General features: G+C 74.8%; 7 protein-coding genes. All 7 read left to right on the top strand.

Features of this window, described 5'->3' with window-relative positions; all coding sequences use genetic code 11:
* The first annotated feature begins 60 nt into the window (after positions 1-60).
* The 7 genes from HUT19_RS05925 (at position 61) to HUT19_RS05895 (ending at position 12,145) form a co-directional block, all read left to right on the top strand.
* A complete protein-coding gene (locus tag HUT19_RS05925; protein ID WP_176179432.1) occupies positions 61-783 on the top strand; it encodes a DUF969 domain-containing protein in 723 nt (240 codons plus the stop codon).
* Positions 780-1,748 carry a DUF979 domain-containing protein gene (locus tag HUT19_RS05920; protein WP_176179431.1) on the top strand — a complete coding sequence of 323 codons (969 nt, stop codon included), beginning with the start codon at positions 780-782 and terminating at the stop codon, positions 1,746-1,748. Before HUT19_RS05925 ends, HUT19_RS05920 begins: the two co-directional genes overlap by 4 nt.
* 93 nt (positions 1,749-1,841) lie before the next feature.
* The gene (pcp, locus tag HUT19_RS05915; RefSeq protein WP_176179430.1) at positions 1,842-2,486 is read left to right on the top strand and encodes a pyroglutamyl-peptidase I; all 645 of its coding nucleotides are present in this window, start codon (positions 1,842-1,844) and stop codon (positions 2,484-2,486) included.
* A 29-nt stretch (positions 2,487-2,515) separates the two neighbouring features.
* Entirely contained in the window at positions 2,516-3,592 is a 1,077-nt protein-coding gene (locus HUT19_RS05910) for a DUF2891 domain-containing protein (protein WP_176186528.1), read from the top strand.
* Between the two features lie 157 nt (positions 3,593-3,749).
* On the top strand, positions 3,750-5,291 hold the full coding sequence (locus tag HUT19_RS05905; RefSeq protein ID WP_176179429.1) for a hypothetical protein: 1,542 nt from the start codon (positions 3,750-3,752) through the stop codon (positions 5,289-5,291).
* Between the two features lie 82 nt (positions 5,292-5,373).
* Positions 5,374-6,267 carry a hypothetical protein gene (locus tag HUT19_RS05900; protein WP_176179428.1) on the top strand — a complete coding sequence of 298 codons (894 nt, stop codon included), beginning with the start codon at positions 5,374-5,376 and terminating at the stop codon, positions 6,265-6,267.
* A gap of 46 nt (positions 6,268-6,313) precedes the next feature.
* Positions 6,314-12,145 carry a hypothetical protein gene (locus HUT19_RS05895; protein WP_176179427.1) on the top strand — a complete coding sequence of 1,944 codons (5,832 nt, stop codon included), beginning with the start codon at positions 6,314-6,316 and terminating at the stop codon, positions 12,143-12,145.
* The last annotated feature ends 22 nt before the right edge of the window (positions 12,146-12,167 follow it).

The raw sequence follows: 12,167 nt of genomic DNA, 5'->3' as shown, positions 1-12,167 counted from the left end.
CCTCATGCCGTCGTGCTCCCCCGCGGCGCCGTGAGGTCCTGCGCGCGGAAGGCGGGACGCATGATCGTTCTCCTTGGCGTTCTTGTGGTGGTCCTCGGATTCGCCACACGACGCAATCCCCTGCTGGTGGTCGGGGTCGCCGGTATCGCCACCGGGCTGCTGGGCAAGCTGTCCCCCCAGGAGGTCCTCGCGGCCTTCGGCAACGGCTTCGCCTCCAGCCGCTCGGTGACGATCTTCGTCATCACCCTCCCGGTCATCGGCCTCCTGGAGCGCCACGGGCTCCAGGAGCAGGCCCGAACCCTCATCGGCAAGCTCGGCAAGCTCACCACCGGCCGGTTCCTCGCGCTCTACCTGGCGCTGCGCCAGCTGACCGCGGCCTTCGGCCTCACCAGCATCGGCGGCCCGGCCCAGAGCGTGCGCCCCATGGTCGCGCCGATGGCCGAAGGGGCCGCCGAGCGGCGCCACGGCCCGCTGCCGGAGAAAGTGCGCGAACGGATCCGCTCCTACTCCGCCAGCTCCGACACCGTCGGGCTGTTCTTCGGTGAGGACTGCTTCCTGGCCATCGGCTCCATCCTGCTCATCACCGGCTTCGTCAACTCCACCTACCACACCCATCTGGAACCGTTGCAGCTCGCGCTGTGGGCCATCCCCACCGCCGTCTGCGCCTTCCTCATCCACGGCTTCCGGCTGCTGCGCCTGGACCGCTCGCTGGAGAGCCAGATCGCCGCCTCGGGCGGACCGTCCGCTGCCGTGGGCAGCCGCACCGCGGAGGAAGCCAAGTGATCAAGGCCGAGTGGTTCTTCTGGCTCGTCGGCGCCGTCTTCCTCGCGATGGCCGCCCAGATGGCCTTCGACCGCAGCAACCCCAGGCGCCACGGCTCCGCCGCCTTCTGGGGACTGCTGGGCGCCTGCTTCTTCTACAGCTCCTGGGTGGTCGAGAAGAAGGCCCCCGCCGAGCCGCTGGGCGTCGCCGTCCTCGTCATGGTCTGCCTGGGCGGCTTCGACCTCACCGGACGCGGGGTCCCGCGGACCACCACGACCGAGCAGCGTGTCGCCTTCGCCGCCCGGCTCGGCAACCGGCTGTTCATCCCCGCGCTCACCATCCCGCTGGTCGCCGTCCTCTGTGCCTCGGCCGTCAAGCACTGGCACATCGGCGGCACCCCGGTGCTCGAGACCGGCAGCGAGACCATCCTCGGCCTCGGCTTCGGCGCGATCGCCGGACTGCTGGTCGCCATGGTCGTGGTCCGCGAGCGCAGTGCGACGGTGCCGCTGCACGCCGGACGGTCGCTGCTGGAGTCCATGGGCTGGGCGCTGCTGCTGCCCCAACTGCTCGCCGTACTCGGCTCCATCTTCCAGGTGGCCGGGGTCGGCACCCAGGTCGGGAAGATCACCGAACAGCTGCTGCCGGACGGCCAGAAGTACGTCGCCGTGGCCGTCTACTGCATCGGTATGGCCCTGTTCACCATCATCATGGGCAACGCCTTCGCCGCCTTCCCGGTGATGACAGCCGCCATCGGGTGGCCCGTGCTCATTCAGCAGATGCACGGGGACGCGCCCGTGGTGCTCGCCGTCGGCATGCTCGCGGGGTTCTGCGGAACGCTGGTGACCCCCATGGCCGCCAACTTCAACCTGGTGCCCGCCGCGCTGCTGGAACTCAAGGACCAATACGGACCCATCAAGGCGCAGATCCCCACCGCGGGGGCGCTGCTGGTCTGCAACATCGCCATCATCTCCCTCTTCGCCTTCTGATCCGTTCACCTTTTGACCAGCTCTAACCAGCTCTAACCAGCTCTGACCAGCTCTGGTCGGTTCTGGTCGGTTCTGGTCAGGGAGGGAGTTCTCATGACCCGGGTGCTGCTGACCGGTTTTGAACCCTTCGGGGGCGAGGAGACCAATCCGTCCTGGGCGGCCGTCTCCCTCGTGGCGGCCGCCCCGCCGCCCGGCCTCGACCTCACCTCCGTCCGGCTGAGCTGTGTCTTCGGCACCGCTCTGGAGGAGTTGGCCGCCGCGGTGGAGGCGGCCGACCCCGATCTGGTGCTGTGTGTCGGACAGGCGGGCGGCCGCCCGCAGATCACCGTCGAACGGGTCGCGGTCAACGTCGACGACGCCCGCATACCCGACAACGCCGGACGGCAGCCGATCGACGAACCGGTCGTGGCGGGCGGCCCCGCCGCCTACTTCGCGCCGCTGCCGGTCAAGGCGTGTGTCGCCGCCGTCCGGGCGGCCGGGATCCCGGCCGCCGTGTCGCAGACCGCGGGCACCTTCGTGTGCAATCACGTCTTCTACGGACTCGCGCATCTGATCGCGACCCGGCGGCCGACGATGCGCGGCGGCTTCGTCCACCTCCCGTACGCGCCCGAACAGGTCGTGGACCGGGGCGAGCCGTCGCTGCCCGTCGCCATGGCCGCCGAGGCGCTGCGCGCCATCCTCGCCACGGCGATGCGGACCCGGACGGATCTGCGCATTGCCGAAGGAGCCACCCATTGAGCACGGAACGCCCGCACCGCGAGGATCCAATATCGGGTGAATTCCGGCAATACGCCGACCGGTTCGCCGCCGTCGCGATGGCCAACGTCACCCGGGCCTATCCCAACGCACCCGCACACCTTCTGCGCGGCCCCGAGGACCTGGTGCCGCCGCACACCCATCACCCCGCCTTCTACGGCTCCTACGACTGGCACTCCGCCGTCCATATGCACTGGCTGCTGGTCCGGCTGCTGCTCCGCTGCCCCGACCGCGTCCCCGCCGCCGCGATCACCGAGGTGCTGGACCGCCATCTCACACCCGGCGCGCTCATCGCCGAGGCCGACTATCTGCGCGCCAACCCGTCCTTCGAACGCCCCTACGGCTGGACCTGGCTGCTCGCGCTGACGGCCGAATGCCGCGCCCTCGGCGGCGTGGCGGGCGAACGCTGGGCGGCCGCCCTGGAACCGGCGGCCGACGCGGTCGAACAGCTGCTGCGCGGCTGGCTGCCGCGGGCCACCTACCCGGTACGCCACGGCACCCACGCCAACAGCGCCTTCGCCCTCGGCCTCGTCCTCGACAGCGCGCCCGCCGCGGGCCGCGGCGCGCTGGCCGAAGCCGCCGCCAAGGCCGTTCTCGGCTGGTTCGCCGACGACCACGACGCCCCCGTCCACTGGGAACCCTCCGGCCAGGACTTCCTGTCCCCGGCGCTCAGCGAGGCGGAGGCGGTCTGCCGGGTGCTTCCGCGGGCGGAGTTCGGCCACTGGCTGACGGGTTTCCTCCCCGGCCTCGAGCCTTCGGACCCCGGTCCCGCATCCGGTACCGAATCCGGTCCCGGGCGCCGCGCGTCCGCCGCCCTCCTCACCCCACCCGTGGTCTCCGACCCCGCCGACCCGCAGATCGGTCATCTCATCGGGCTCTCCCTCAGCAGGGCCGCCGCGCTGCGCAGGCTGTCCGCCGCCCTGCCGCCCGGTGACCCACGGGTGCCGGTGCTGACGGCCGCCGCCCGTGACCACCTCGCCGCCGGACTTCCGCACACCGCCTCCGGCGACTTCACCGGCGACCACTGGCTCGCCACCTTCGCGGCGCTCGCCTTGGACGGACCACCCGGCCACGGAGCCGTAGACTGACGCGCCGGTGAGTCACGGGAGACGGCCCGGTGTACGCGCGCGGACGCGCGCACCAGCGCGCGTGTCCACGGACCCACCTGCGGGGGATCTGGGGCGTCATAGCGGGATCTCCGTGCCGTTTCGTCCGTTGTCGGTGCGACGGCCTACTCTGTGCGACGTGACATCTCCACCCCCCGGGGCCACTGCGCCCCAGCTCAACGGCCATGCCGGGCCCGCCCGCCCGGCACCGGGCCCGGCCGCCGACGAGGGCCTGGCCCGGCGGCTGCGCGCGCTCGCGTGCACCGCGCCGCTGCACGACCTCGACGCGCGCAAGGCCAACCTGGCGGGGGAGTACGGGGTGTACGCGATGGCCGAGGTCGCCCTCGCCGCCATCGATCTCGTCACGCTCCACATGGACTTCGACACCGGAGCCGACCACGACCAGATAGTGGCCAGACTGCTGCCCCGGGTCGCCGCCCAGGCCCCCGCGCGCCCCGCCGCCGAGCACGAGCGCGTCGCCCGCTGGGTGCTGGAGAACCTGGTCAACGTCGGCAGTGTGGACCGCGGCTTCCGCGCGGTCTACGGCACTTTCGGTGCCGACGGCGCATATGTCCGGCGTGACTACGACTTCAAGCTGATCGAGGAGGTGCCCGGCCCCGGCGGCACCGTCTATCTGCGCACCACCGACGAAGCGGTCAACGTCCTGGTCGGCGCCCTCGACACGGACGTCACCAGCGCCCAGATCGCCGCCGAGGTCAAGCTCGAGGTGCTGATCAGCCGCGGCCGTCTCGCCGACGCCCAACTCGCCGCCGAGCAGGCCCGCTACCGCACCGTCCAGTACTCGGAGAGCCTGCGCCGCACCCTCGACGCCACCCGGCGGAACGTCCGCGCGGTCGACTGGCTGACCACCGTCCCCGAGATGATCAACGAGGCGCTCGACCACGTCGCCGACCGCTACCGCCACGAGAACGCGATCCTCACCAACATCCGCAAGGCGCGCGACGAGGCTGCTTCTGGACGGGACTCCGAGCACAAGCGGCGCGCCGCCGAGCTGGTCGACATCGTCAAGGACTGCATCCGCCGTCACACCCAGCTCCAGTCCCGGCTGCTGGAGGCCGGGCCGCTGTTCCGTGCCGAGCAGGACCGCCAGGCGTTCGCCGCGCCCGCCGCCCGCGCCGGACTCGACCTCTACGGACAGCTGCTGGCCCCGCTGCTCCCGCTCCCCGTCGAGCGCGCGGGCCGGGTCACCGACGCCTTCTTCGCCCGCGGTACGGGGCCGCGCACCCCGACCTCGGTCCGGCTGGGCGATCTGGTGGAGATGCTGCTCACCCCGCCCGTGGAGCGGGAGCACCTCGGCGCGGAGATGCCCGAGCCCGATCTGATCGCCACCCCCGACGACAGCCGCTTCAGCGAGGAGCAGCTCGCGATGGCCATGGAACTGCTCGACCTCCCGGCCGACGCCCCCCGCCGTCTCTCGGGCCTGCTGACCGACGCCCGCCGCCGCGACGCCGACCTCCCGTACCTCATCGCCCTCCTGGCCGTGCACGCCGCGAGCCCCCCGGTCGGCACCGCCTACCGCCAGGGCGAACAGCGCCTGCTCTTCGCCGTCGACGACGGCACCGAACTCGACGACCCGGAGTTCGGCGGCGCCGACCTCATCGTCGGCACGGCCCTGCTGGACGCCGCCGGAATGGCCGCGGACCGAGCGGAGGTGGCGTGATGCCGCACGCCCCGCGGACCGCCGTCCCCTTCGTCAGCCGTGAGTACGCCCCGCAGTACGCCCCTCCCAAGGAGCTTCACCCGTGACCGAGTACGACGCCCTCGACGAGGCGGCCCACCCGGAGCCCGCGGCGGCGTCCGGTGCTGCGCCGGGCGGGGTCACCCCGGCCGACGCGGCCGACGCCGCGCGGCTGGTGGCCTTCGGACTCCAGCCCAAGCTGCTGCCCGCGCGTGACGTCGAGTACGCCGAGCTGCTCCGCCGCCACCGCGACGAACCGGCCTTCGCCCGGCTCACCGACGCCGTCGCCGCCGGGCTCGGCCTGATCGTGCTGGAGGTGTCCACCCGCGCCGGGATGGCCGTCACGGCCGCCGAGGACTCCGTCTTCGCCGTCCGCATGGGCGACTACGCCCGCCGTGCCAACACCGACTCCGCCGACCGCTTTCTGCACGGCCTCGCCCATCTCGCCGTCGCCGCCCTTGCCTTCCCCCGCCCCGAGGACCTCGCCGACGACGGCTATATCGGCCGGGTCACCGTCAACGGGATCGACGCCTTCGTCCGCCAGGCGTGCCGCCGTCTCGAGGAACGGGCCGAGGAGCAGGGGGACAACACCGACCCGGCCACCGACGCCCCCGGGCTCGAGGCCGCCTGGCGGGTGTACGCGCGGCGCAGCGCCACCGGCGCCACCAAGGACGCGCGCAGGCTCGCCGGTTCGACCACCGGCATCGTCGGCAAGGCCGTCGCCTTCCTCGTCGACTCCGGCTTCCTCCAGCGCACCGGGGACGACGCCGGGGGCGCGTACCGCACCACCGCCCGCTACCAGCTCCAGGTGCGCGACATGGCGGCCGGGGCCGCCATGACCGAGCTGCTGGAGCTGGGCGTCGTGCCCGTCGGCGACGGCAGCGCCACCCTGCTGCCGCCCGACGAAACCGACGACCTCGACCTCGTCGCCGACGCCGGTCTGCCGTTCCACTCCTGACGACCGGATCCATCCGCCCCCTGCCGACAACGAGAGTTCTGCCGCCATGTACGAGCTGTCCCGGGTCCGCCTCTACTCCATCGGGCCGGCCGGTGCGCGCTACGCCGACACCGTGCTGGACCTGCGCGGAGTCGGCGAGCCGGTGCCCAGCCCCGCGCCCACCCAGGCGGAGTTCTTCGAGGCGGAGCCGGTCGGCCCGCCCCGGCGCCCGGCCCCCGCGGGCGTGCTCTTCCTGGAGAACGGCGGCGGCAAGTCCGTCCTCCTCAAGCTGATCTTCTCCGTGATGCTGCCGGGCCACCGCAACACCCTCGGCGGCGCCAGCTCCGGTGTGCTGCGCAAGTTCCTGCTGGCCGACGACTGCGGACATGTCGCCCTGGAGTGGCAGCACACCGTGACCGGCGAGACCGTCGTCGTCGGCAAGGTCAGCGAGTGGCGCGGCCGTCAGATCTCCAATGACCCGCGCAAGTTCGCCGAGGCGTGGTACTCCTTCCGCCCCGGCCCCGGGCTCAGCCTGGACTCACTGCCGGTCGCCGAGTCCGTGGCGGTGCGGCCGATCGCCGAGGGCGCGTCCATCGCCCGTGGCCGCCGCCGCACCATGAAGGGGTTCCGCGACGCGCTCACCGAGGCGGGCAAGGCGTATCCGCATCTGGACGTCGTCTGGGTGGAGATCCACGAGCGCTGGAACGAACACCTCGGCGACCTCGGCCTGGACCCCGAACTCTTCCGCTACCAGCGGGAGATGAACGCCGACGAGGGCGAGGCGGCCGGGCTCTTCGCCGTCAAGAACGACTCCGACTTCACCGATCTGCTGCTGCGCGCCGTCACGGACACCCGGGACACCGACGGGCTCGCCGACCTCGTCCACGGCTTCGCGCACAAGCTGGGCCGCCGCGCCGAGCTGACGGCCGAACGGGACTTCACCGCCGGTTCGCTGGATCTGCTCTCGCGGATCGCCGAGGCGGCCGACCGTCGCGAGCAGGCGCGCGGGGTGCACGCGGGCGCCGAGCGCCGCACCCGTACGCTCGCCCGGCGCCTCGGTGCGCGGGGCGCGGAGGAGCGCGGCCGCGCCGCCGAACTGGCCCAGCAGGTGGCCTCGGCCGCGCACGCCGTCACCGAGGCGGAGACGGCGCGCGGCCGCAGCGACCTCGTCGCCGCCGAACTCGCCTACCGCCACGCCTCGTTGGCGCTCGCCGCCGCCGAGAAGGGCGCCGCCGCGCAGCGCCGGGAGCTGAACGACGCCCGCACCCTGCACTCCGCCTGGCAGGCCGCCGAGACCGTGCTGCGCCACCGCGCCGCCGCCGACCGCTCCGCGCGCGTCGCCGCCGCCATCCGCGAGGCCGAGCGGGACGCCGCCCCCGCCCTCGCCGCCCGCGCCAAGGCCGCCGGCGACCTCGTACGCGCCCTGCACGCGGCGGCCGAGGACGGCGAACGGGTCGCGAACGAGGAGGAGGAGCGCTCCGCCGCCCTCCAGGAGACCGGCGAGTGCGCCCACCGCGACGCCACCGCCGCCGCCACCGCGGCCCAGCGCGCCCGCAGCGACGCCGAGCATCTGCGGCAGCGGCTCACCGAGGTCGAGCAGGAGACCGCCGAGGCCGTACGCGCCGGATGGCTCGACGACTCGGCCCCGGACGCCGACCCGGCCCGTGCGGCGCTCGCCGCGAGCGACGCGGAGAAGACCGCGACCGCGGCCTGGGACGCCGCCCGCGAGACGGCCCGCCGCACCGCCGACCACGCGAAGACGGCCGCCGCCGAACAGGCCCGCACCGAACTGGCCGCCGCGCGCGCGGCGGACGCGGCGCGGGCCGCGGAGTCCGCGTACGAGGGGGAGCGGCGTACGGCGGAGGCGCTCGGCGCCGAACAGCGCCTGCTCGAACTGCTCGGCCTGCCCCAGCCGTCGGCCCCCGTCCCCGCCCCCCGCGGCACCGACCGCCCGTCGGCGGCGCGGTCGGGCGGGGCGGCGGCCGTGACCGTGCGCATCCCGGCCGCCGGGGCCACCCCGCCGAAGGGGGGCGGCCGACCGCTGCCCGCCGAATCCGGCCGGGCCGGGTGGATCACGGTCCCGGTCGACGACACCGATGACGCGGACGACATGCTGGGCCTGGCCCAACTCCCCGCCGCCTTCCGCGCGGAGAACCGCGACGGCCCATTCGCGCCCGAGCCCGGCCCGTACGCCGAGGACGACGCCGAGGACGACGACGAGGACGAGGCCGATGACGGTGCGCCGGTCCTGGCCGGGCCGACCGCCCGCGGGGCGGCCCAGAACGGCGGGGACACCCGCGGGACGTTCACTGACGCGGCGGAGCACGGGTCCGCGGCGGACGGCAGCCTGCCGACGGCGGAACCCCGCGCCCGGACGGCCACCCACGCCGAGGACGGCCCCGAAGCCCACGGCGATGCGTACCAGGCCAGGACACCTGCCGCGGCCGACGCGGCCGGTGCCGCCCGCACAGCGGAGTCGGGTGAGCGTGGCAACGTCCCGTTGAGCGGCCGTGCGTGGGCCCCCGAGCCTGGGCCCGACATGGACGGCAGGGACGGGAACCCGGCCGTCGACGGCGGGTCGCACCAGGCGGCCGGGGCGCCTGCGCCGGGGGCCGGTGCGGTGGTCCGGGAGGGCGGCGTGGAAGGGGAGGCATGCGCGCCGGATTCCGCGGCCGACGCGGATGGTGCCGCCGGCACACGGTCGGTGGACGGCCGTCCGGCGGCCGCCCAGTCCATGCCCGGGACGGACGGCGGGGGCGGGGCCCCGGCCGTCGACGCGGGCGGTGCCGCCCGCACCGTGGCGGCGGACGCCGTTCCGCCGGGGCGGGTGACCGTCCGGGTCGAGGACGGGGACGTGGGCGAGGAGCGCCGCCGTCGCCGTGCGGTGGCCGCCGAGTCGCGGCCGGCCGGGCGCGTTTCGGCCGATGTCGAGGGCTCGGACGCGCCGGAGGCGTCCGGCTCCGCGCCCCACGCGGACACGGGGAACGCCCCCGCGGACGCGGCCCGTACCCGGCCCGGCGCCCAGCACGACGGCGCGACCGGCGAGTCCATCGACGACCCCGGCTGCTGGGATCCCGAGCTGGGGGAGGACACCGCACAGGCTCCGCGTCCGCCGCGGGACCGGCCCGCCCCCGCACCCCTGCGGCCCGAAGGGCCGTTGACCGCCCAGGAGCTGGACCGGAACGCCGAGGCATTGCGCGAACTGCTCGACGAGAGCGTCGCCTCCGCCGAGCGGCAGCTCTTCGAGCTGCGGACCGCCGCCGCCGATGACTCGCGGATCCTCGCCGCGCTCGGCGACGGCGGGCTGCTGCCGCCCAGCCCGGATGTGCTGGCCGCCGTCGAGTTCCTCGGTGAGCACGGCATTCCGGCGCTCCCCGGGTGGCGTTATCTCGCCCAGGCCGTCGACCCCGCCGACCACGCCGCCGTGCTCGCGGCCCGCCCCGAGCTGGTGGACGGGGTCGTGATCACCGACCCCGACACCCACGCCCGCGCCCGCGGGGTGCTGGCGCAGGCGTCGCTGCTGCCGCGGTCCGCCGTGGCCGTCGGCACCGCAGCCGCGCTGCTCGCGCCGACGCCCGCGCCGGGGGAGCGGGACAGCGGGGTGTTCCTGGTGCCGCCGAACCCGGCGATGCACGACGAGCGCGCCGCCGACGACGAGCGGCGTGAGCTGCGCGCCCGCGCCACCGCCCGCGATGAGGAGATCAGGGCGCTCGCCGCCCGGCTGGAGGCAGACCGGGCGCTGGCCGCGCGGCTCGCGTCCTGGCGCACCGGCTGCCCGCAGGGGCGGCTCACCGAGCTGAGGGCCGCGGCCGAGGAGGCCCGTCAGACGGCGGACGCCGCACAGCGGGAGCTGGTGGAGGTGCGGACGGCCCGCGCCGAGGCCGATGAGGCCGCCACCGAGGCGGCCCGGGTCCGCGACGAGCGGCAGGAGACGGCGCAGCGCGCCCGCCGCGTGGCGGACGCGCTGGCCGGTCTGGCGTACCGGCTGCGCCGGCGCACCGCCTGGCAGGCCCGGCTGCGCGAACTGGCCGACGAGGCCGCGGAGTCGGAGGAGCGGGCCGACGCCTGTGTGGACCGGGCGCGCGCGGCCGACGAGGACCGGCGCGCGGCCCAGCGCGCCGCCGACGACGCGCGCCGTACCGCCCGCGCCCTGCGCGCCGAGCGGGCCGAGATCGCGGGCGCGCCCGACGACCTGGGTGAGGAGACCGAGCCGCCCACCGCCTCGCTGCCCGCGCTCCGCGAGGCGTACCGCGCCGCCTCCCAGGTGTACGAGAAGGTCGGCGTGGGCGCCGACCTCCGTGCCGAACAGGCCCGCGCCGAAAGCGACGAGAGTGCGGCCCTCGCCGCCCTCGACCGGCTCACCAACAAGGTCCGCACCCGCGCCGCCCAGCTCCTCGAGGGCACCGACGGCGCCGACGGCCCCTCCCGCCAGGCAGCGGCGGCCCGCGCCGAATCGCTGGTGCAGATGCTGGAGACGCGGGCGTCGGCGGCGAGCGAACAGCTGGGACGGCTGCGCGGCGAGGCCGAGCGGCTCGCCCCCGCCGGCGACGGCGACGCGCACACCGAGCTGCCCGAGGAGCTGGTCCCGGCCGACGCCGAGCGGGCCAAGGAGCTGCTGCGCACCGCCACCACCGAACTGGCCGCCCGCACCGACGCGCTGGACACCGCCCGCACCGTCCACGCCGAGCTGCTGCGCTCGCACCGCGCCGCCGAGGACGCGGCGGGCGGCTTCGACGAGACCGCCGCGCTGCTGCGGGATCTGCTGCGCGACGGACCGGGTGCCGCGGACGACGAGGGTGAGCGCCCCGAGCCGTACACCGGGGACCTCGCCGAGGCCCGCCAGGCCGCGGCCGAGACCCGCCGTTCGCTGCGCGGCTGCGCCGCCGATCTCTCGGGGGCCGAGTCGGCCGTCCGGGAGGCGAGCGATGTGCTGGTACGGCACGCCAATTCCACCCGCTACGAGCAGGTGCGCACCCCGGCCCGCCAGCAGATCCGCGAACTGCCCGCGGCAGCCCTGCCCGAGCACGCGGCGGCCTGGGCCGAGGCGTTCGCACCCCGGCTGCGCGTACTGACCGACGAACTGGAGCAGTTGGAGCGCAATCGCGACAGCATCGTCGACCGGCTGCGCGGCCTTGTCGAATCCTGCCTGGCCACGCTGCGTTCGGCCCAGCGGCTGTCCCGGCTGCCGGAGGGTCTCGGCGAGTGGTCGGGCCAGGAGTTCCTGCGGATCCGCTTCGACGACCCGGACCAGGCGACGCTGACGGAGCGACTGGGCGAGGTCATCGACGAGGCCACCCGCTCCGCCGTGAAGAAGAACTCCGATCTGCGCCGGGACGGGATGTCCCTGCTGCTGCGCGGAGTTCAGGCCGCGCTCCAGCCGCGCGGCGTGGCGGTCGAGATCCTCAAGCCGGACGCGGTGCTGCGGGCCGAGCGGGTGCCGGTCGGGCAGATGGGCGACGTGTTCTCCGGCGGTCAGCTGCTGACCGCAGCCATCGCCCTGTACTGCACCATGGCCGCGCTGCGCAGCAACGACCGCGGCCGTGACAAGCACCGGCACGCGGGCACGCTCTTCCTCGACAACCCCATCGGCCGGGCCAACGCCACCTATCTGCTGGAGCTCCAGCGGGCGGTCGCCGACGCCCTGGGCGTGCAGCTGCTGTACACCACGGGGCTGTTCGACACCACGGCGCTGGCCGAGTTCCCACTGGTGATCCGGTTGCGCAATGACGCGGACCTGCGGGCGGGGCTGAAGTACATCAGCGTCGAGGAGCATCTGCGGCCGGGTCTGCCCGAGCGTGACCCGGAGGGTGAGCAGGTGCACGGCCAGATCACGGCCACCCGGATGTACAAGCGGCCGGAGACCGCCGAGCCCGCGGACACCGCCCATCCGGAGGAATGAGCCGAAGCGGCGGGCCGGGCCA

Source organism: Streptomyces sp. NA02950, assembly GCF_013364155.1.
Taxonomy (GTDB): domain Bacteria; phylum Actinomycetota; class Actinomycetes; order Streptomycetales; family Streptomycetaceae; genus Streptomyces.
This window is presented reverse-complemented; position numbering and strand designations above follow the sequence as displayed.